Genomic DNA, 21296 nt, shown 5'->3' with positions numbered 1-21296 from the left:
GACGCAAGCTTAGCAAGAACAGCACTATTTTCCCTTTACAGTCAGCAGGTTACAACCCATTTTTGCCAGTGCATTCTGATGTACGGATGTACAAGCCCCGATGAGCGTTTTCTCCCCCCGTTTGCCCAGCCTGCATTTGAAGGGTAACTGGCTGGAAGAGGCAGGATTTGGGACAGATACGCCGGTGACTATTGCTGTAGAGCGGGGCAACTGGTTATTCGGCCTGTAGGTGAGTGATAGACAAAAAGATCCCGGCTCAGAAGTGAGCCGGGATTTGAGCTTACCTGTGACGATATAAATTAAATATATGCATAAGCCAAGTGCCTATACCACCGATAGTACCGCCTGCTAATCCTACTTTAAAACTTATATAAAGCAGTTCCTCGAATGGGATAGCAATATCATTAGACCAATATGTAAACAGTCGACTTAAGAAAGCGACAAGAAAAATGATAAAAGTACCCATTGCTATTACATATATAAGAATGGACAATTCTCGCTTCATTTAATTGGATCCTTTCTTTTTATTCTGCCTACCATTTTAGAACCGCCCTGAGCAGCACCTTCGGTGGTGGTTGAACCAGCTATAGTACCCCAAGTTCCTGGACGAGCATCAAATTGCAATGGCTTACTAATCCCCATCCCTATGTCGGTCCACTCATAATTTTTCCATGTAGGATTCAACACTTTATTCAGCGGCATTTCGATTAAGTATTTACCCATTCCGTAGCCCAGTGCGGCTCCACCTGCTGCCCAACCTGCACCTGCTAACGGATCATCCCCTTTCAGATAATTCGATGTCGCGCCACCTGCCGCATTCCAGCCTATAGTTCCCCATAGGCCAGTGTTAGCTGTAAATGCACCAACATAGGTCGCGATTAATACATCTGTTGGATTAACTGTTCCGTTAATCGCATATTGAATACCAGCATTTGCTGTCCCACCAAGGGCAGCTGTTACCTGCATTCCACCCGGTAAATAAATCAGCTCCGCTGCTGCCAGCGCCCCTGCATACGCTTTATTTTCTGCGATCCCTCGCTGGCAGGCTGCACCTGACGGGTTATCTGCACAGGAGAGAACATCTGCTCCGTGCCTCTGTACAGCTTTAATTTGATCTTCTTCCGTACCCAGGAAGTTATTCTCAACCGCATTCTTCCCAGCCTGCGCTCCCACTACAGCATCCGCTGAACTGTCCCCCGTCAACCCGCCCGCCAGTCCGGCGGCCATCGTGCCTGACGCGCTGATAGTTTGCCTCTGCTCTTCGGTTAAATCTTCACGTTTGGTATTCGGATAAAGCTGCTGCGCGATAAATTCACTGACGTGGCCCCAGCGAGCAACTGCGTTACCAGTTTGAGACGATTTCACAGATGCCGCAGCATGAACAGGATGTGATCTGTGAGTTGCTGGATGCGATGATTATCAAGAACCAGGTCGCCGGGGCGATGGCCCGAGTATCGCAGACAACGAAAGAAGAGAGTTAATACTAACGCGGAGCTGACGTGCTCGAACACCTCAGCCCCGCTAACCATAAGCAACTAAACAGGAGTTGATCATGACTGAGCGCGAGCTTACCGCAGAACCCGCCACCCCCCAAGCCCGGCGTTACACCGTCGGTTATTGCCCCAACAGCGGCAGACCCAACCCGCTGCCGCAACTGACCCTCAAGGGGCGCTGGCTGGGCGAACTGGGGTTTAATGCCGGTCAGCCGGTGACCATCACCGCACAGGACGGCGTGTTGATCATCCGGGCCGAGATGGCGGTGTGGTAGGGGCAAGATAAAGGCACCCCGGCACTGACCGGGGTGATTTGACGACTACGGGTTATCAGGGGGATCGGTGGGATCTTTTTTATTTTTACGGGTGTTGTATTCGTCGATTTTGTTGAAGATTAATGCAGCGAGTGTTCCCAATAGCCCCCCAATAAAGCTCATTTTTGCTGCTTTAATAAGCTCTCCAGGAAGCAAATATATTTGTCCAGAATACACAACACCTGTGATAACTCTCGCTGCCACACCTAGAATAAAGAAAGCAGCACAAAGATAAAGCAACAATAAAAGAGATATTCGCAATGTCATTTTTCTCTTCACTATTTCTTTTCCTCACTTTTCAATATTTGTTTCGCTCTATCATTTATTGATTCAAAAGTTAATGCGCCACCTATATCACCTAAAACGCCGGAAGCGCTACCTGCATATGGCGCAAGCAAACTTGGCGCATATTTCCCAAAGCCCCCGCCAGATTCTGTACCGCCGCCGTTGCTGCCCATTGTCAGGGGTAGCTCTTACAAGTAATGGCGGTAATTTAGTCGAAACAAGAACCAATTTGCAATACCAAAAAGTAGACCAATTACCCCTCCATTTTTGAAAATTCGCCACCAGTCAAACTGGAGGGTTGGTTTGTTTGTTTACAGCCACTCGATGAAAAAAGCAGTAACAGAAATAATCGTGATCCATATAAAGATCATGGCCAAAAGATACAAAAAGGGTCGTTTCATTTTGTGTTTCTTTTTAATATTTCCGCATTGATAAGTGCACTACTATATTCAAGGCCAAAAGCACCTGCAGCTCCTCCCGAAATCCCGGGGATTTGGCCGGGATTTACTTACTTGTAGGATCTGTAATGACGATAGTAGATAAGCCAGCTACCTGAGCCACAAATAGGCCCGGCAAATAGACTAATACGGTTAGCTCTTCGAATATCTTCAAGTGAAAAAAGAAAATCTCCACCAAAAGAGAACCATACAAATGTTCTCAGCATTAAAAAAATAACCACAGCCATAGAAAGAACAACCAATACCCATATGATATTGAACATAAAAAAAGAAAACACTGCCTTCATATTCATTATTTTTTCTCCTGAAGACTATTTATTTTCTCGTTAATAATGGCACCAGACCCTTCTGTTGCAATAGCAGTTCCTGTATTACCTGCTATACCGGGAATAGAACTTGGTGTTAATGGTTTTGATATGCCCATTCCCATATCAACCCATTCATAGCTTTTCCAGTTCGGATTAAATATGTTGTCCAGAGATCCCTGTGCAAATTTACCGATCCCGTAACCCAATCCCGAAGCGGCACTGTAAGGATCCCAGCTTTAGTTCCACGCACTTTTTGAGATTTCCAGTTTCTCTGCCATCAGCCGATATTCTTCCGACGTCAGGTTATTCAGGGATTCATGAGGCCGCTCACTGTTATATTCATTCAGCCACCGTTCCGTGATTTCTCGTGCTTCATTCAGCGTTCTGAACAGATAAAAATCCGGTATTTCGGTCCGGTACGTTCGGTTAAACCGTTCTATAAACGTGTTCTGTGTTGGCTTACCCGGCTTGATAAATTCCAGCATCACGCCATGCTCTTCAGCTCATTGTGCCAGAGTCAGTGATATCAGTTCCGGCCCGTTATCCATGCGCATCTTCAGTGGATATCCACGGTTTGCTACTATTCTGTCTAGCACCCGCACGACCCGCTGCGCCGGGATATTCAGGTCAATTTCTATCGCCAAAGCCTCACGGTTAACATCATCAACGACATTGAAAGTCCGAAAACGTCGGCCACATGTCAGCGCGTCGTGCATAAAATCAATCGACCAGCTTTGGTTCAGTGCTTCCGGCGTTGCCAGCGGGGCCGGATTGCGCACCGGCAGGCGTTGTTTACCCTTACGACGAAAATTCATTTTTAACAGACAGTAAATCCGGTGTACCCGCTTGTGGTTCCAGACGTGCCCCTGCCTGCGAAGCACCTGAAAAAGCTTCTTAAAGCCGTAGCGAGGATAACGCTCGGCCGCCTCAGTCAGTCTCTGGATCACCGCTTCATCACGTCGCGTATCCGGTTGATAACGAAACACCGTCCTGCTCAGCGATAACGTCCTGCACGCCTGGCGTATGCTCATCGTAAACTGTGTGGTCAGATAGCTAACGAGCTCACGCTTTATCGCTGGTTTTAAAGCTTTTTTTCGATGATGTCTTTCAGCGCCCGGCATTCCAGACTCAGATCGGCAAACATCTGCTTCAGACGACGATTCTCGTCCTCAAGATCTTTGATTTTTCTGATATCAGCGGCTTCCATCCCGCCATATTTTGCTTTCCAGTTGTAGTAGCTGGCTTCGGAAATAGCGGCTTCGCGACAGACATCTTTAACGGTCCTGCCAGCCTCGACTGATTTCAGGACGGCGATGATCTGGTATTAGGTGAATCGGATTTTACGCATAGCGATCTCCTCGGGGACATAATCAGTATGTCGGAAGATCTCTAAAAGTGCGTGGAACTAAAGCTGGGATTCTTACAGTTATTCGGCCTGTAGGTGAGTGATAGACAAAAAGATCCCGGCTCAGATGTGAGCCGGGATTTGCTTGTTAGTGGATATTAAATCGATATATAAGCCAAACACCAAAACCAGCGATACATCCGCCCCCAGCCCCTGCTCTAACGAATACGAATATATTATATAAATCAATATCTAATATACCTGTATAGAGATATATGAAAGTTATAAAAACCATTTGCAGTATAAGTGCACATAAAGCGATGGCTATAATATGGAGGCCAATAATTAAGATGAATATTTTTAACTCTTTCATTTTAATTTTTCCTCCAAAATATCAATAACTTTAGGTCCTAGCTGACTACCTGTCTCAGTAGATAATGCAGCCCCACCATTACCGGATATCCCAGGAATAGGACTTGAAGGCAACGGCTTACTAATCCCCATCCCCATATCCACCCATTTATAATTTTTCCATGTTGGGTTCATAACTTTATCAAGCGGTGCGGTGATAACATACTTACCTATCCCGTAGCCCAATGCGGCTCCACCTGCTGCCCATCCAGCCCCTGTCAACGGATCATCCCCCTTCAGATAATTCGATGTCGCACCACCTGCTGCATTCCAGCCTACTGTTCCCCACGCACCTGTGTATGCAGTAAATGCCCCGACATAGGTGGCTATCAGTACATCGGTAGGATTAACTTCACCATTGATCAGATACTGGATACCGGCATTCGCACTGCCGCCAATAGCACCTGTCATCTGCATTCCTCCGGGCAGATAAATCAGCCCTGCGGTCGCCATTGCGCCTGCCACTGCATTTGCCTCATTCTGCGCCTTCTGGCAACTTGCCGAACCCGGTGCATCAGCACAACTTGCCATATCAATACCGTGCTGACGGATAAATGCTTCCTGGCCTGCCTCCGTTCCACCGCCTAACAGGTTGTTGTTCACCGTGGTGTTTCCTGCTATCGCGCCTGTCATACCGTCTGCCGTGCTGTCTCCGGTTAAACCACCCGCCAGACCCGCTGCCAGCGTCGATAAGGCCAGCACTTTTTGTTTTTCCTGCTCCGTCAGTTCACTCACCAGTTTACCGTAAGTGTCCAGCGCTATCATACCCGCCAGTTCACCTGCGGCGGCTCCCGCAGCACCTGCTGCTGCATCTCTACCCTGCGCTGCGGCTAGCGCTGCGTTTACTACCGCATGAGCGATGATGTTCGCTCCCTGATTGTCGCCTGTGGCTTTCTTCACCACCTCAGCCAGATACGGTGCCGCACCACCCGCCAGTGCCGCAACCATATCACCACCCGCCAGCCCCTGAAGCGCCATAGTGGCTGCGCTGATACCCTGCTGGATATCACTTCCGGTGCCGTACTGTTTTTGGGTGTCTTTGTACTCTTTAGTCTCCAGCAGTGCTTTGCCACTGAGCTCAGGATGCGCGGCTTTCGCGGCTTCCAGCCCTTTTATCTCACCCGCCGTCCTTGCAATATCTCCCGCCTGACTCCCGATTTCCCCAATCTTTTGCGCTTCCTGCAACCGCTCCTGCTCTTTCTCTTTGTCGAAGATAGGGGAGAGGGTCTGGTTGGCGTGCTCGACGTCGCGGCTCAGGTCGGTTACATCCTGCGTCTGGTTGTCTTTGTCACGGACAATAACGGTGCCACCGGAGATGGCGGCTTTGGTGGTCGAGCTGTCGCTGCCGCTGCCGTTGACGCCCACCAGCAGGCCGTTGGCCATATTGCCTGCGAACTGGCCGCCGATGTTGCCACCGGTGCTGACGCCCACGCTCTGGTGCTCGACTTCATACTCGGCGCTGTTTTTGATATCGCTGAACCCGAGCGTGCCGGTGTCGAGCTTATTCAGGCTGGCATCCCCGGTCGAGCCGATAACCGTGCCGTTAAGCTGGGTGTGCTCGCCGACGGTGATGTCAAAGCCGCCTTTGCCGGCAAAAATCCCCGTCTGCTCCTGCACGCTCTCGTAGGTGCTGTGCATCTTATCTTTGCTCAGATTCACCGAAGCGCTGCCGCCGCCCATACTGATACTGCCGCCGGCGCTGGCGTTATGCTGCTTCGAGTCGTAGTTGTCGGTGTCCTGTTCGCTGGTGAGGGTCAGGTTACGGCCGACGTCCATCGTCACTTTTTCACCGCTGACCTGTGCACCGGTCAGCGTGGTGTCGCGGCCGCTGACAATGTTCAGATTGTTACCGGCGTTGACGGTGGTCTCGGTATGGCTGGTGCCGTTGCCGGTTTCACTGCCTTTGCCTTTGTTGCCGCTGGCGTTGATGGATAACCCGTTCGCGCCCTGACCGAAATTGAATCCGACGCCCATCGAACCGCCGTGGCTCTCGTTCGAACCGTCGAGTACTGAAGTATTGACGCCCGACCACAGATTCACGTCGCGGTTAGCTATCAGCCCGATGTCTTTCCCGGCCTGCAACTGGCTGCCCTGAACGTTAATGTCGGTGCCGGTCGCCCGAATATTCAGGTTATTGCCTGCCGTCACCGTGCTGCCCTGGCTCTGGTTATTGGTCTGGGTCTGCGTGGATTTCGACGACTGGCTGCCGTAGGAGAGATTGACGCCTATCATGCTGCCTTCGCTGCCGTCCGCTTCAGCCAAAGATTTACCCTGATACGCCTGCACTCCGCCGAGCTATTATCTAACAATGTTAAAGAGCATTGAGCACAGCAGAGTATTGTGGGTTACCGCCCTAACCACGGGCAATCCGACCCGTATCCGCAGATCACGCTAAAGGGCCGCTGGCTCGGGCAACTCGGCTTTACCACGGGGCAGAAGCTTGAGGTGATCACGCAGCCGGGGCAACTGATCATTCGGCTGACGACTGAAGAGTAACTAACTGACGTATAAAGTAAAATCCCGCCAATAAGGGCGGGATTTATTATTAAAGATTAATGTTATTTTCTTCTGCTATCTCACTTAAAAGAATACCAAAATCAAGTAGTTCCTCTTTGTTCCAACCGGTTAACGTTGGGATTTCATTTGGGCTACATGAAATTAATACCGCTGAGATCATTTCTCTAATCACATTGAACTCTTTATGAGTGAGTTCTAGGGATATACTGTCATCTTTTTTATCTAAAATTTTCATAAAAATAATCTATTTTATCTAATTGGAGGTGTGTTCTGGGTTGGTAATAGTTTTATATACTTATCCCAACCATTATCATAATCAGGCCTAAATGCTGTACTTTCGCCTTTGCCTGGATTTCTAATCACTACCGTTCTGGTCGTCGAGTCAAGATATACTACCCGTCCATCATTGTAGTAACGAACATCCGTTGGATTATTAATCACATTTTCAACATGTTGTTCAAATTGCGCTCTTGTTCTAATACCCAAAGTATCAAACTCACCGCGTTGTAGAACATGCTTCTCAAAAGCATGTCCATTTGCTATTTCTTGTGCTGACAACTGGGTATTAAGTTTAGAAGCATTGGCCGCATTTTCTGCACCACTAGTAGACTTACTACTGACAATACTCTCAACCGCATCCGCACTCACCTTCTTACCGGTCTGTTTTTCTACCGCCATCGCTGCTTTTATTTCTGAAAGTATTGCCAGTTGCTCAGCGGTGATTTTTCCCGTCGCACCGACTGCGAGACCTGCCGGAAGAGCTTCCCCCATTCCCATATCTGCTAACCAGATGGAGACCTCGTTAAAACAAAGGACTGGATTGGTTGTGCAGTTAGTTACACCAGCCTGAGCCACTGCGATAATTTCAGGGGTTATCGCGATAACAGCGCCGCCCGCAGCACCGGCACCTAGTGCTAACGCGATGGCATTATTGACCGCTTTACCACGCTGACAACTTGCCGCGTCTGGGGCATCTGAGCATGACAGTACGTCTTTCCCATGCTCCTGAACGAACGGTGTTTGCCCTTCATCACTGCCGCCAATCAGGTTGTTGTTAATCGCATTCTGCCCGGCCTGCGCTCCTGCAACAGCATCCGCCGAACTGTCTCCCGTAAGACCACCGGCTAACCCTGCCGCCAGTGTACCAAGCGCACTGAGCGTTTGCTTCTGCTCTTCGCTCAGGTCTTCTGGCCTGACGCCCGGATACATTTCACCTGCAATGTATCGAGCCATCAGTTCGCCACCCGCCGCGCCGGTCGCGCCGGCTAATTCGTTGTTGCCGTTAGCCTGTGCGGCTACTGCGCCCCAGACAGCATGCGCCATCGCGTTTGCTGCTAGGTTCACCGACCCATCCGCGTTGGTGGTCATATCATGAATGATCCCGGCAACATAAGGACTGGCCGCTCCTGCTGCCGACTGTTGCAGATTACCACCGGCCAGACCTTGCGCCAGCGCCGTCGCCGCCTGAAGCGCTCTTTGCAGGTCACTGCCCGTCCCGTAAGGTGCCATGGCCGTAGTACCAACCTGATTGTTTATCTGCTCTTGCGTCGGATTCAGGATCCCTTTGCCAGCCAGGACTTCTTTCGCCGCCTGTATTGCGTTCGGATCTTTCAGCGCGTTAGCTTTCGCTATTTCCCCCTGCGTCCTGGCAATATCCATCACCTGCGTACCGATTTCCCCAATCTTTTGCGCTTCCTGCAAACGCTGCTGCTCTTTCTCTTTGTCGAAGATAGGGGAGAGGGTCTGGTTGGCGTGCTCGACGTCGCGGCTCAGGTCGTTCAGGTCCTGAGTCTGGTTGTCTTTGTCACGGACAATAATGGTGCCACCGGAGATGGCGGCTTTGGTGGTTGAACTGTCGCTGCCGCTGCCGTTGACGCCCACCAGCAGGCCGTTGGCCATGTTGCCTGCGAACTGGCCGCCGATGTTGCCACCGGTGCTGACGCCCACGCTCTGGTGCTCGACTTCATACTCGGCGCTGTTTTTGATATCACTGAACCCCAGCGTGCCGGTGTCGAGCTTGTTCAGGCTGGCATCCCCGGTCGAGCCGATAACCGCGCCGTTAAGCTGGGTGTGGTCGCCGACGGTGATGTCAAAGCCGCCTTTGCCGGCAAAAATACCCGTCTGCTCCTGCACGCTCTCGTAGGTGCTGTGCATCTTATCTTTGCTCAGATTCACCGAGGCGCTGCCGCCTCCCATACTGATACTGCCGCCGGCGCTGGCGTTTTGCTGCTTCGAGTCGTAGTTGTCGGTGTCCTGTTCGCTGGTGAGGGTCAGGTTACGGGCCACGTCCATCGTCACTTTTTCACCGCTGACCTGTGCACCGGTCAGCGTGGTGTCGCGGCCGCTGACAATGTTCAGATTGTTTCCGGCGTTGACGGTGGTCTCGGTATGGCTGGTGCCGTTGCCGGTTTCACTGCCATTGCCTTTATTGGCGCTGGCGTTGATGGATAACCCGTTCGCGCCCTGACCGAAGTTGAACCCGACGCCCACCGAACCGCCGTGGCTCTCGTTCGAACCGTCGAGTACTGAAGTATTGACGCCCGACCACAGATTCACGTCGCGGTTAGCTATCAGTCCGATGTCTTTACCGGCCTGCAACTGGCTGCCCTGAATGTTAATGTCGGTGCCGGTCGCCCGAATATTCAGGTTATTGCCCGCCGTCACCGTGCTGCCCTGGCTCTGGTTATTGGTCTGGGTCTGCGTGGATTTCGACGACTGGCTGCCGTAGGAGAGATTAACGCCTATCATGCTGCCTTCGCTGCCGTCCGCTTCAGCCAGAGATTTGCCCTGATACGCCTGCACGCCGCTGAGCGCCGCCTTCATGCCATCAAGGGCCGCGAGCCTGTCGCTGCTTTGCTTGCTGGCGTCGTTGGCGCCCGAGACCGCCGTGTTAATCGCGCTGCCGACAGTGCCGGACAGGGCCAGCGTCAGCCCGCTCTGCTTTTGCTCCACGGTGTGCGTCTGCGAACTCTGGTTATCTGCCGCCAGAATGTTCACTTCGCTGCCGCTCAGATTGATGTCCTTCGCGGCCAGCACGTCCGAACCTTTGACCGTCAGGTTGTTGCCCGCACTCAGCGTGGTGTTGCCGTTGACGCTGCCCACCGTGCTGCCGGCACTGTAATGCGTGACGCCGTCGTCGGTGGTTTTCAGGCTCTGCTGACCGTAGCTGAAACCAATGCCGCCGGTGCCGGAGAGGCCGGTATTCTTCTCCTGATATTGATGGTTCTCCTGACGCGTTTCATCAGCGGTGGTGACGGTCAGGTTGTTGCCCGCCGCCAGCGTGACATCGTGAGTGCCCGCCACGCTGCTGCCTTGCACTAACAGGTCATGCCCGGCCTGCATCGTCACCTTATCGCCGCCGAAATTGCTGCCGATTGCGCTCTGGCTTTGCACTTCTTCGTGCGTGGTAATGGTCTGGCCCGACACTATCCCTTTGCTGCTTTGACGGCTGTTCTCGGTGACATGGTAGCTGTCGTTGCCGCTGGTCAGGTTGATATCATGGCCTGCGATTGCCGTGAGGGCGTCTGCGGCATTGACCGTCGCCGCGCGGGCGTTAAGGTCGTGGCCCGCCTGCAAAGCAATGGCGCCAGCGCCGGTAATCTGCGTGCCGACATCGGTGCTCTGCGTCACGCTGCGGTCATTGCCTTTGCCCCAACTGCCGTTTTCGCTGTGGGTGGTGGTCAGGGTGTTGAGATTGATATCGTTACCGGCAATCAGCGTGGTCTGGCTGTTTTTACCGGCATTGCTGATGTCGGTCGCCGTCAGGTTCAGATTATTGATGGCCTGAAGGCCCAGTTGGCCGTTGTCGTTTTGCACATAGATGCCTGCCACCCGGTCAAGGTAGCGGTTGGCGTCGGTGCCGCGCAGTGAGCTGCTGCTGGTCAGGTCGCGTCCGGCGATAGCCACCAGGCTGTCTTTGGCCTGTAAGGTGCCGCCGAGGTTAGTCAGGTCGGTACGCGCCATCAGATTGACCCGGTCGCCGCTGATTAAGCCGCTGTTGGTCAGATTATCCGCCGTCAGCTGGGTCACTTCACGTCCGGCGATGGTGCCGCTGTTGGTCAGGTCATGGCCGACACTCAGGGCGACCTGCTTACCGGCGAGCAGGGCGCCGCTGCCGTCCACATCCCCTTGTTGCACTTTGGCATACAGCTGCGGCACCAGTACCTGCTCGGTGCTGCCATCCGGCAACGTCACCGTCTGTGCGACCAGCCACACCATGTCGCCGGTCAGTAACGCCATCTGCACCGGGCTCAGTGCTACACCGGGCGTCAGGTGGTACTGCTGACCAAAGGCGATGCCGTTGTCCATCAGCGCTTTGAACTGATCTTCATCGTTGCCATAACCGTCCAGATAACGCTGACCGGTGAGGCTGATAATCTGCTGACGTATCAGCTGCTGCTCGTAGTAGCCGTCTCCCAGGCGTTTCAGCACGTTGTCATTGTTGGTGGTAAAGGCGTTCTGCATATAGTCACTGCCCAGCCACTTCTTCTGGTTAGTGAAGCGCGGATCTGTCTCTACCAGATACGACGCCGTGCTCTCCGGGTGCAGCTGGAACAGGCTGTTATCTGGCAGTCGGGTATTCGGGCTGACCATGCGGATAACCGGAGTTATCCCGTTCACCGTCGGTAAATCGACGTGGAAAGTCTGACCGGCCGGCAGCACCAGCGGAGTGTCGAGCGGGATAACACCCGGTTGCCACAGTCCCCCGGCGCTATCCTGTGAGCGAAGCGTGGCCGCATCGATATTGCTCAGCCCGCGCGTATCACCGGCGCCTGCGATATCACCGGTCAGGGCAGTGGTATTGCGACCGGCAATGGTGGTGCCGCTGCCGCTGACATCGGTATTGCCCTGATAGGCAACGGTTTTAAGGTCGATGGTCTGTATCACCGGGGCAGGGGCATAATTGCTTTTATCCTTGCCCTGTGAGGTGGTGGTGCCACCGAAGCTGTGTTTGGTCTTCTTGGCATACCAGCGGGTCTGGGTACCGATGTCAGTAGTGATTTTCTCACCCTGAGTGGCGACGTTATTCAGATAGCCAATCACACCGGAGAGCAATCCGCCTGCGACGATGCGGCTGTCGAGGTTATTGACCGTATTGCTGTTAATAGCCAGATTTCCGCCCGCGATGATCTGCCCCGGATCACTCTCAGTAACCTGGGTCTCGGTCACCGTGCGGTCATACTGGTATTCATAGAAGGTGTTACCGCTGGTGCCGTCCGGCATGATGGCTTTGTGTACGCCGTATTTGTTACTGGTAGAGGTATTGATGTCGGCCCAGTCAAAGCGGTTCGGCGAACTGGAAAGGGCAGCTTCATGGTGCGCCGACTTTTCGGTGATAACCGTAGCGGTTACCAGATGGTCATTGACGTTGTTAATCTGGGCAATGTTTAGCCACATGTCCCCGGCGGATTCCACCGTCGAACTGTGGTTATTGAGTATTCCGGCCTGACCGGTAGCGTTAAGGTTATCGTCCAGCGCACCGCCAATCGCCAGCGAATCCGCGCTGTAAATCAGCCCGTGGTCGAGGTTGTTGATGGTCTGCGCACCGATATCCAGCTGTTCGCGGGCAGCAATAGTGGCCGCCGTGCCGCTTTCGGCCAGGTTATTCAGGGTGTCACTCTTAATCGCGATATGGTCGCCGTAAATCCGCCCGCTGCCGATATTGGTCAGCGTCGCGGCGTCGATATGGGTCAACCCGCCGTCGATCAGCCCGCGGTTGGTCAGGTCGTTATCAACAGAGAGGTGAGTTGCCCCAGCGCTAATTTCCGCCGGAGCGTTATTGGTCAGTTGGCTGGCATGCATATCCAGCACACCACCGGCTTTTATCAGGCTGTTATTGGTGAGTTGCTGATTAAGGGTGAAGGTCAAATCGCCATTGGCAACCACCTGGCCCTGATTAACGAAATTCTGATTGAGTGCAAGTTGCATATCTCCTTGCGACAGCACATTGCCGTCGCCGGTCAGAGAATCCGCCATCAGGTCAAACGCGTTACCGGCAATCAGCGTGCCGCCGGTGTTGGTCAGTGCCAGCCCGTTACCACTGATGTTTAACCGGTTGCCGGAGGAGGCCAGACCGCCGGTGTTATCCAGTGAGCCGGTAGTCACTACCAGCGCATCATCACTGCGCATCACGCCCTGATTGTTATCGACCGCTGCGGCGCTGATGTGCACCGACTGACCTTCAATCCCTTCATCCGTACCTTGCGTCTGACGGTTAATCAGCTGGACGCTGTTGATGACCACGCTGGCGCCGGAGCGGATAAGCCCGGACAGGTTGGTGAGGGTGGCATTCCAGGCATTGAGCGTCAGTGCACCCACCGCCTGCAACTGCCCGCGGCTATTATTCAGCTCACCACTGTCAATCTGTAAACTGTCGCCCGAGAGCATCAGCCCGTTCTGGTTATCCAGTAACTGGCCCTGTGTATTGATACTCAGGCTTTCACGACTTTGCAGCTGGCCACTCTGATTAAGCAGCGCCCCGGTCAGCAGTTGCAAAGCATTGCCAGCGCTTATCAGCCCGTTGTTCTGGTTATCCAGTTGCTGCCCGTGGGTGTCCAGCGCCAGAGTTTGCCCGGCCTGTAAGGTGCCCTGTTGGTTGGTCAGCGCGGCGGTGGATAAGGTCAAATCCAGACGGCTGCCGAGCAGGCCGTTCTGGTTGATAAACTCACCGCTGGTGATAGCCGCCTGGGCATTGCTGGCAATAAACCCCTGTGTATTGTCGAACTGACCGGTGGTCAGTGTCAGATTGCCCTGGCTGCTGATACCGCCGCTCTCGCCGCTGTAAGTATTGTTGAGCGACTGCCCGTGAGTGTCGAGACTCATTGCTCCCTGCGACTGCATCAGGCCGCCGGTGTTATTGACGGCCTGCGTCAGCAGGGTGAGGTCGCCGCCGCTGGCCAGTTTGCCGTTCTGATTATTGAGCGTCTGAGTGCTGATATTGGCCGATTGCTGGCTAACGATAACGCCAGACTGGTTATCGACATCACCTGCATTTAGCGTCAGGTCGCCCAGACTGAACAGGCCGCCGGTCTCGCCGCTCGCGGTGTTAGTCAGGCGCTGGCCCTGAGTATCGAGCGTCAGCGACTGGCCGGATTGTATCAGGCCCCCGGTGTTGTCAAAGGCCTGCGTAGTCAGCGAAAGGTTGCCCTGTTGGCTGCCGAGTATGCCGTGCTGGTTATTGACCTGCGCCAGTGTCAGGGCGCTGTTCTGGTTGCCCATCAGCACGCCGGACTGGTTATCAAGATGACCCGCGCGCAACGTCAGGGTGCCCTGACTGAGAATGCCACCCCGATCGCCGCTGTTGCGGTTGCTGATGGCCTCGCCGTGGGTGTCGATGGTGAGCGCCGCTGCTGACTGCAACAATCCGCCATCGTTGTTGATTGCGCCGCTGTCGAGAGTTAGCGCGCCACGACTGGCAAAGGTGCCAGAAAGGTTATTGAGCGTATCGGTATGAAGGCTGGCGGTGACAGCCTGCCCGAGAATAAAACCGTTTTGGTTATTCAGGTTGCCGGTAGTGAGCGTCATCGCTCCCTGGCTAATAATACCGCCCGCGTCGCCGCTGTCAGTATTGGTCAGGGTCTGGCCCTGCGTATTGAGTGCCAGCGTATCGCCGGACTGTACCAGCCCGGCCTGATTGTTCAGCGCCTGCGAGGTCAGGGTTAAGGCACCCTGACTTATCAGCTGGCCTTGCTGATTATTCAGCGCGGCGGTTAACAACTGGCTGGTGCTTCCACCGACCAGTACGCCTGAACTGTTGTCCAGTGCGCCACTGCTGATCAGCAGGTTCCCCTGGCTGAGTATGCCGCCATTAACCCCGCTGTTGCGGTTGCTTAACGCCGCGCCGTGCGTATTGAGGGAGAGGGCGCCCCCGGATTGCAACAGGCCGCCGTCATTGTTCAGGCTGCCGCTTTGTATCGCAAGCTGACTTGTGGCCGCAAACACGCCCTGCAGATTATTGATCGCCTGCGTACCGGTATTCACCGCGATGTTCCCGCCCGCGACCTGGCCCTGCTGGTTGTTCAACCCGCCCTTGCTGGTCAGGCTAAAGGTGCTGTCGGCGGCCGCCAGCAGTTTTCCCTGCGCGTTAGTGACCTGCACGGCCTGCACCGCCAGCGCGCCATTGCTGGCCATACTGCCGCGGCTGTTATCCAGTGCGCCCGTCACCGTGACTGTCATCGCGCCGTTGCCGCTTTGCGCCAGGCTACCGGCACGGTTGGAGAGCGTTCCCGCATTGACCGTGATTTGTCCGGCCTGGGTGCTGGCGTTGTCCAGCGTCAGCGTATTCGCGCGTAAATTGAGCGCGCCGTTGCTGGTCAGGGTGCCCTGAGCATCGTTAAACTGCCCGGCGTCGAGGGTCAGTTGCCCGTCACCCGCGTGCAGTATCAGCCCCTGAGTGTTGTCGAAAATGTCGGTGTTAAAGGTCAGGTTGACGCTGTTGCTGGCAATCGTCCCGCCGCTGTTATCGATACTGGCCTGATGCGACAGCGTCAGGTCGCTGGTGCCCAGTTGCTGGACGGTGCCTTGCCGATTGACCAGCTGGCGAGCCGTCAGGTTGAGTTTATCGCCCGCCAGTTTGCCGCCAGTGTTATTTAACTGACCGGGCGTCGTCAGGCTGAGCGTTTTCGTCGCCGACACGCTGGCGCGGGCGGTGGAAAGGTCGCCAGTGGATGCCGTAACCTGGATATGTTGGCCAGAAGTCTGGCTGTCGCTCAGGTCGACCGCCGCACCCTGAACATTCAGTTGCCCCGGAGCCAGATTCTGCCCGCGGGCGCTTAACATCCCCTGACTGCTGAGAGTTAAATCCCCGGTGCTGCCAAACTGGCCCTGATCATTCATGCCCGCGGCCAAAACGCTCTGCTGGCTGGCATTAATGGACGCCGCACTGACGCGGGTCTGACTGGCGCTGGCAATAATGCCGCTGTGGGTCAACGCGCCGGAGGCGGCTACCGTGGCGTTGCCAGCGGCGTACACATTGCCGCTGTTTTGGATATCCCCCTGAGCGGTGACCGCCAAATCCTGCGCGCTGTTGATCGTGCCGCTGTTCTCAATACGACCCTCAGCGGTCACCACCACGCTGCCTGCCGAGGTGCCGATATTGCCTGCGTTGCGCACGCCAACGCCGCCTTGCGTGCCTATCAGGCGGATTTTACCGGCGTACATGCCGCCAAGCTGTGAAACGTCAATGGCCAGTGCCGGGCGCGTACTGCCATCGGCTGCGCTGGCGCGGATGCTTTGATGGTCGGCATCAACGTGATTACGTCCGGCAGTGACTTTCAGGTCATTGGCCCAAATTCCGGCGTTGATATTGACCGCGCGGGCAATCAAGTCGGTACTGTCCTGCCTGCTGCTGTCCATGCCCCGGCCCTGCACGGTGATATTGCCCTGGCCGATGTCATAACCGGTGATTTGCCCGTTATTGAGCTGCGTCTGTCCGGTGGTCAGCGTGGCGCGATTGGCGTTGATAAACCCACAGCCGTCACAGGTGATGCCAGACGGGTTGGCAATCACCACCTGGGCTTTTTTACCCGCCACTTCGATATAGCCATTTAGCTGGCTGGGGTTGCGTGAATTGACTTCGTTGAGAATAACGGTGGCTTCTTTTTTGGCCAGCCACGGGTTGCCGGTGACCATGCCGCCCAACTGGGTGGAAGTATTGTTGTGCGAGTTATTGAGAATAACGCCCTGGTTATCCACATCGAACTGGCTGAATTTATTGTGTGAAACCCCGCCTGCACCAGGCGTCTGAATATTGACCTGCGGGGTGCCATTGGCGCTGCCGATAACAGTCGGCTGCTGGTTACCCGGCGCACTGCCGTCGGCAACGATTCCCGCCTGTACGTTCAGACTGACGCAACCCAGCGCCAGTAACAGGCTAAAACTCAGGCTGGAGAGGCGGCTGATACGCTGGCAGGTGCGCTGATTAGGCACAGCCTCGCGTGCGCCTCCCCCGTTATGGGCTTTGGCGATTTCGGCCACCACCATCAACAGGCCGCGTGTTTTATTAAAAATAATCCGATAGAGATGCTTGTTCATGGCAGCTTCCTTGCTAACAAAGGGTCCACAACAATCTGTGGGGTGTGGGTCATGTTTCAGTACTGCCAGTTCAGGTTAAAGCCCAGCGACACCGGGTCGGTGGCGAAACCGTCCGGTTTGGACAGCGGAATACCGGCGAACAGGTCGTAATTAACGCCCAATAACGCGCCGCGGGTGCCTATTGCGCCACCGGCCAGGTGGTTACCCACCAGATATTCGCTGCCGTGACCACTGACGGCGCCGTAATCCACGCCAAGATAGAGTTGCTGATTTGGCAGCGGCGTCTGCCAGGCCAGTTCGTTACGCACCGTCCAGCCGTTGTCGGCGTTGAGCGTGCGTTCGCCGTCAAAGCCCCGCACCGTCCAGCGGCTGCCAATGGCAAACTGGTCCTGTGGTGTCAGCGGGGTGTTACTCATCTGCCGCTGGTATTGCACGTTGTACTGGAACTGTTGTGACGCTAAGGCAAAAGGCAAATTGAGCTGGGCATTCATCTGAATGATTTTGCTCAGCGCCGTTGCATCTCCGTAAGACTCTTCCGGTGCTGGCATCGCACCAAACCAGCGGGTGCCGCGCTGATAACTTATCCCTGCATCCAGCGTGGCATCGGCAATATAGTGGCGGTGTTGCAGGCCGACTTTCCAGGCTGACGTGCGACGGCGCTGGGCATCGATTTCTGTGTCATTGATGAAGTTCTTCGATTCACGCGCCAGCACGTCATAGGTGAAGGTGGTTTTCTGGCTACCGCTGCGGTGCAGCACACGGCTGAGCTGAAAATCAAGATTCTCGCTGTCGCCGCTGTAGCGATAATCACTAGTGAGGCCCGCCACGGTCTGGTAATAACTGTTGCTGCTGGCGGTCATGCTGGCAGCCCAATAACCAAACGGCAGGGAGTACTGGCCGGTGTAGTTATGGGTGTTTTTGTCACTGTGCGGTTGCAATGCGGTGCCCGCTGACAGATACAGGGTATCGCTCAGGCTCAGCAGGTTATCGCCATATGCCGTCACGCCACCCTGATAGCGGCCAGTACTGCGGGTGCCGGAGTCATCCAGCGATGCCCAGACCCGCCATAAGCGCGACTGGTTCCATTTCAGCGCAATATCGCTTTCCCCAGGTTTATTGCCCGGTACGATTTCCATGCTGGCCTGCACGGTTGGCACGCGCTGCAGGTTTTCCAGCCCCTGTTCGATATCACGTAAATCCAGCAGGTTGCCGTCATGGGCCGGGAAGGCGCTGTAGAGGGTGACGTGGTGATCACTGTCGGGCGCAAGCTTGACCTGGCGGATGATGCCGGGCACCAGCGTCAGCATCAGGTTGCCGGATTTGAGATCCTGCTGCGGCGCCAGCACGCGGCTGGTGACATAACCGTGATCCACCAGGCGGTTTTGCAGCGTACTCATCACCAGATTGATGCCTTTCCCCCCGAGGCAGTGACCGACTGCCTGATCGGCAATCGGCTGTAAAGGCAGCCAGTGCGGGAAATCGCTGCGGTTTTGCAGCTCAATGTGGTGGATCGGGAAGCACGGAGTTTCCTGCGGGAACTGCAATTTGCCAAAAGAGGAAGACGGCGGCGACAGACGCACGTCCGGCGTTGGCGGTGCCAGAGCGGCTTCACGGGCCCGCTGGTTTTCCTGCTGATGGATCAGTTCCTGCCCAGGCTGAGGTAAATCAGCGGCATAGGAAAAAGGTGTCAAAAATAATATTAACGCGATCCATTGGCCGCGATTATTTATTATTGTTATAGAATTCAAGGTAGTCCTTACCGCCCTTTAAAATAAAGGGGATTGTTACAAGTCCATTTGAACGGGGATAAGTTGTTGATGGGAAAATAATATTCATTCAGGAATATATTCCTGAATGAATATTATTTAATTCCCTTTCTTACAACGCATAACCTGAATGCAACATTCTCTACACAAGCCATCGCTGTGCCATTGTTCCGTTGCAACAGGTTAAAACCTCAAAGGTCCCGAGGTTGAGCCAGGGTATCGGCCAAATAATTTTGGGAGAGTGTACTCAAAAATAAAATAAGTAGAAGAGGGTAGCGTGATTTTTTTAGAAATTAGAGAAAGAAGAAGCGTTATATAATGTCCGATTAGGAAAGAGGGGGGGTTATTTATAGGATAATTAGTAGGTGAAGGGGGTTATATCGCGGGAGTCATAAATGAGTAGTTATCTGAAAAATATGAGGAGATAGGAATTTTTTCAGGGAAATAGAGTTGTCTCGTTAATTAAAATGAGTGGCTTTGTTGAATAAATCGAGATTTTGGTCGCAATCAGGACATCCCTGGCCTTGTAGAGATATCTCCTGATTGCATGTAAATCCTGATCGCGAAAAGCAATGAATTACAAAGGGCTGACGTCATGCGAGGGGCTGCAAAGGAATGTATGCCGCAGTTTTGATCGCGATTTAAACGTCGAGTTTACGGCCCGTCAGCCATTCGACCATGGCCGGATCGCGATGCGAGAAGAAGGCGCTGGTTGCGGTATCGAGAGCGGTAATACGCAGCATGTCTTCTGCATTAAGCTCAAAATCGAGCACAGTGATGTTCTCTTCCATACGCGCTTTACGCACTGATTTTGCCAGTGAAACGATGCCGCGCTGGAAGATCCAACGTAGGACTATCTGACCAACGCTTTTGCCATACTTTTTACCCAACTCAGCCAGGACGGGATGCTGGAACAAGCCATTTTTCCCTTCTGCAAAGGGTGCCCAGGCTTCAGGCTGGATACCCCGGCTTTGCATCCAGGGTGCGGCATGCAGTTGCTGGTTGAAAGGGTTCACTTCAATCTGATTCACCGCGGGGATGACCTTATTAAATGCCACAAGATCGGCCAGTCTGTCGGGTTGGAAATTACTCACACCGATAGCGCGGATCTTGCCTGCCTGCTGCAGTTCCTCCATCGCCCGCCACGCCCCATGAACATCGCCGTAGGGCTGATGAATAAGATACAGATCGACATAGTCCAGCTGCAGGCGATTCAGCGAGCGTTCGAACTGGGCTTTTGCCCCTTCGTAATGCGTATCCTGTAACCAGAGTTTCGTGGTGACAAAGAGTTCATCACGTGCGATCCCACTGTGCTTAAGCGCATTGCCGACCTGAGTTTCATTCTGATAGGACGCCGCGGTATCAATCAGGCGATAACCTGTTTCGATAGCATCAATAACCGCACGCTCGCATTCGGCGGCATCCGTCATCTGAAATACGCCAAAGCCCAGCAGGGGCATTTCAATACCATTGTTCAGTGTGACTGTTTGCATGACGTAATCCTCCGGCGATTGTGTCGGAAAAGCATAACGTAGAGTCATTTATTTTATTAGGTGGGGTAATGAGATAGGGTTAATTATTTATATTCATCAATATGGCCGTTAACGGAGTGTGAAGTGGGTTGGGTGTGGCAGGAGACTCATGTGAAGGCGCTGTTTGAGTGTGCTATAAAATAATGCTCTAGAGATAAATGTTCGCAAACGGATAGTTTGTTTTGATATGTTGGATTTTCAAGGGAACTGAACAAGGGATGGAAGTATGGAAATCACATCTATAGCAGGCGTCTGGAAAATATTTATACCCGCACTGCCTTATTTGAAAAAATTATTTATCTTTGATAGTTTTTTTTCATTATCTTATGAGAAGAAAGCGGAAGCTATCACCTATCTGACAGAGTGTGTGGATGAAGAAGAAACTCTGGAGAAATATAAACAGGAACTCAAGTTATCAGAATATAAAATGTCCGGCAATTACTTGCTGAATGTTCATATATTGAAGTATTACATTTTAAATCCTGCTAAGCATAAAAAATTCTGTAAGTCTCTGTTTGTTTTTGAAGGTTTTTATAAATACCATGACCATGAAGTCACAATAAAAAAGAATGTCATCTGGATAATCATACTTATGTTTATTATAGGTTTTGTTGCGGGCGCGGGCGCGTTGTTTTCCTGGGCGACAATTACATCAACCCCATTAAAATGGACATATTCTGTCGGAGGGTTAATCATTTTTACTCAGTATGTTTTTTATTCTCTCTATATGCTATTTTGCTACATCAGTCTCAGGCGTAACGCAATAAAATTTAATGTATTCATCTCCATATTACGTATAAAAAAGGCATTGTCCGATAACAATATTGTTTAGGCG

At 53.3% G+C, this 21296-nt stretch carries 14 protein-coding genes and 2 pseudogenes; 4 read left to right on the top strand and 12 right to left on the bottom strand.

The features are described 5' to 3' along the window. Nucleotides 1-100: 100 nt before the first annotated feature. Nucleotides 101-229 (top strand): SymE family type I addiction module toxin, encoded by a 129-nt coding sequence (locus J1779_RS11875; protein WP_238485143.1) that lies wholly within the window; start codon nucleotides 101-103, stop codon nucleotides 227-229. A 272-nt stretch (nucleotides 230-501) separates the two neighbouring features. Here the strand turns inward: J1779_RS11875 and J1779_RS11870 are convergent, their stop codons facing one another. Further along, on the bottom strand, nucleotides 502-1365 hold the full coding sequence (locus tag J1779_RS11870) for a VENN motif pre-toxin domain-containing protein (RefSeq protein WP_217203856.1): 864 nt from the start codon (nucleotides 1363-1365) through the stop codon (nucleotides 502-504). 187 nt (nucleotides 1366-1552) lie between these two features. On the opposite strand from J1779_RS11870, the gene J1779_RS11865 reads away from it, so the two are divergent. After that, nucleotides 1553-1768, top strand: a complete 216-nt coding sequence (locus J1779_RS11865) for a SymE family type I addiction module toxin (RefSeq protein ID WP_217203855.1) — start codon at nucleotides 1553-1555, stop codon at nucleotides 1766-1768. Nucleotides 1769-1813: 45 nt separating this feature from the next. On the opposite strand, the gene J1779_RS11860 is transcribed toward J1779_RS11865, so the two are convergent. The 7 genes and pseudogenes from J1779_RS11860 to J1779_RS11830 all read right to left on the bottom strand — a co-directional run. Continuing rightward, complete coding sequence (locus J1779_RS11860; RefSeq protein ID WP_217203854.1) at nucleotides 1814-2086, bottom strand: hypothetical protein; 273 nt, start codon at nucleotides 2084-2086, stop codon at nucleotides 1814-1816. Continuing rightward, nucleotides 2086-2265: a hypothetical protein gene (locus J1779_RS11855; protein ID WP_217203853.1), complete on the bottom strand. Its 180-nt coding sequence runs from the start codon at nucleotides 2263-2265 to the stop codon at nucleotides 2086-2088. Before J1779_RS11855 ends, J1779_RS11860 begins: the two co-directional genes overlap by 1 nt. Nucleotides 2266-2600: 335 nt before the next feature. Continuing rightward, a complete protein-coding gene (locus J1779_RS11850; RefSeq protein ID WP_217203852.1) occupies nucleotides 2601-2843 on the bottom strand; it encodes a hypothetical protein in 243 nt (80 codons plus the stop codon). Next, entirely contained in the window at nucleotides 2843-3064 is a 222-nt protein-coding gene (locus J1779_RS11845; RefSeq protein ID WP_217203851.1) for a hypothetical protein, read from the bottom strand. Before J1779_RS11845 ends, J1779_RS11850 begins: the two co-directional genes overlap by 1 nt. A 30-nt stretch (nucleotides 3065-3094) precedes the next feature. Then, nucleotides 3095-4176: pseudogene (locus J1779_RS11840) on the bottom strand (IS3 family transposase). A 175-nt stretch (nucleotides 4177-4351) separates the two neighbouring features. After that, nucleotides 4352-4576, bottom strand: coding sequence for a hypothetical protein (locus J1779_RS11835; protein ID WP_183850198.1), 225 nt, complete (start codon nucleotides 4574-4576; stop codon nucleotides 4352-4354). After that, nucleotides 4573-6909, bottom strand: a pseudogene (locus J1779_RS11830) (hemagglutinin repeat-containing protein); the annotation flags it as partial. The gene J1779_RS11835 and the pseudogene J1779_RS11830, both read right to left, overlap by 4 nt. Before the next feature lie 42 nt (nucleotides 6910-6951). Here J1779_RS11830 and J1779_RS11825 point away from each other — a divergent pair. Further along, a complete protein-coding gene (locus tag J1779_RS11825; RefSeq protein ID WP_072158185.1) occupies nucleotides 6952-7110 on the top strand; it encodes a SymE family type I addiction module toxin in 159 nt (52 codons plus the stop codon). Nucleotides 7111-7159: 49 nt separating this feature from the next. Here J1779_RS11825 and J1779_RS11820 read toward each other — a convergent pair whose 3' ends face one another. The 4 genes from J1779_RS11820 to J1779_RS11805 all read right to left on the bottom strand — a co-directional run bounded on the left by J1779_RS11820 (nucleotide 7160) and on the right by J1779_RS11805 (nucleotide 20422). Continuing rightward, nucleotides 7160-7366: a hypothetical protein gene (locus J1779_RS11820; RefSeq protein ID WP_056781052.1), complete on the bottom strand. Its 207-nt coding sequence runs from the start codon at nucleotides 7364-7366 to the stop codon at nucleotides 7160-7162. 14 nt (nucleotides 7367-7380) lie between these two features. After that, complete coding sequence (locus J1779_RS11815) at nucleotides 7381-17163, bottom strand: two-partner secretion domain-containing protein (RefSeq protein WP_217203850.1); 9783 nt, start codon at nucleotides 17161-17163, stop codon at nucleotides 7381-7383. 56 nt (nucleotides 17164-17219) lie between these two features. After that, nucleotides 17220-18854: a ShlB/FhaC/HecB family hemolysin secretion/activation protein gene (locus J1779_RS11810; protein ID WP_238485142.1), complete on the bottom strand. Its 1635-nt coding sequence runs from the start codon at nucleotides 18852-18854 to the stop codon at nucleotides 17220-17222. Nucleotides 18855-19570: 716 nt separating this feature from the next. Further along, on the bottom strand, nucleotides 19571-20422 hold the full coding sequence (locus J1779_RS11805; protein WP_217203848.1) for an aldo/keto reductase: 852 nt from the start codon (nucleotides 20420-20422) through the stop codon (nucleotides 19571-19573). 265 nt (nucleotides 20423-20687) lie between these two features. On the opposite strand from J1779_RS11805, the gene J1779_RS11800 reads away from it, so the two are divergent. Continuing rightward, nucleotides 20688-21293: a hypothetical protein gene (locus J1779_RS11800; protein WP_217203847.1), complete on the top strand. Its 606-nt coding sequence runs from the start codon at nucleotides 20688-20690 to the stop codon at nucleotides 21291-21293. Nucleotides 21294-21296 lie beyond the last annotated feature (3 nt).

It is taken from the genome of Rahnella rivi (assembly GCF_019049655.1).
Classification (GTDB): Bacteria; Pseudomonadota; Gammaproteobacteria; order Enterobacterales; family Enterobacteriaceae; genus Rahnella; species Rahnella rivi.
This window is presented reverse-complemented; position numbering and strand designations above follow the sequence as displayed.

Coding starts and splice junctions, on each gene's coding strand:
- J1779_RS11875 (WP_238485143.1), top strand. CDS start 101: ATGAGCGTTTTCTCCCCCCGTTTGCCCAGCCTGCATTTGAAGGGTAAC.
- J1779_RS11865 (WP_217203855.1), top strand. CDS start 1,553: ATGACTGAGCGCGAGCTTACCGCAGAACCCGCCACCCCCCAAGCCCGG.
- J1779_RS11855 (WP_217203853.1), bottom strand. CDS start 2,265: ATGGGCAGCAACGGCGGCGGTACAGAATCTGGCGGGGGCTTTGGGAAA.
- J1779_RS11850 (WP_217203852.1), bottom strand. CDS start 2,843: ATGAATATGAAGGCAGTGTTTTCTTTTTTTATGTTCAATATCATATGG.
- J1779_RS11835 (WP_183850198.1), bottom strand. CDS start 4,576: ATGAAAGAGTTAAAAATATTCATCTTAATTATTGGCCTCCATATTATA.
- J1779_RS11820 (WP_056781052.1), bottom strand. CDS start 7,366: ATGAAAATTTTAGATAAAAAAGATGACAGTATATCCCTAGAACTCACT.
- J1779_RS11815 (WP_217203850.1), bottom strand. CDS start 17,163: ATGAACAAGCATCTCTATCGGATTATTTTTAATAAAACACGCGGCCTG.
- J1779_RS11805 (WP_217203848.1), bottom strand. CDS start 20,422: ATGCAAACAGTCACACTGAACAATGGTATTGAAATGCCCCTGCTGGGC.
- J1779_RS11800 (WP_217203847.1), top strand. CDS start 20,688: ATGGAAATCACATCTATAGCAGGCGTCTGGAAAATATTTATACCCGCA.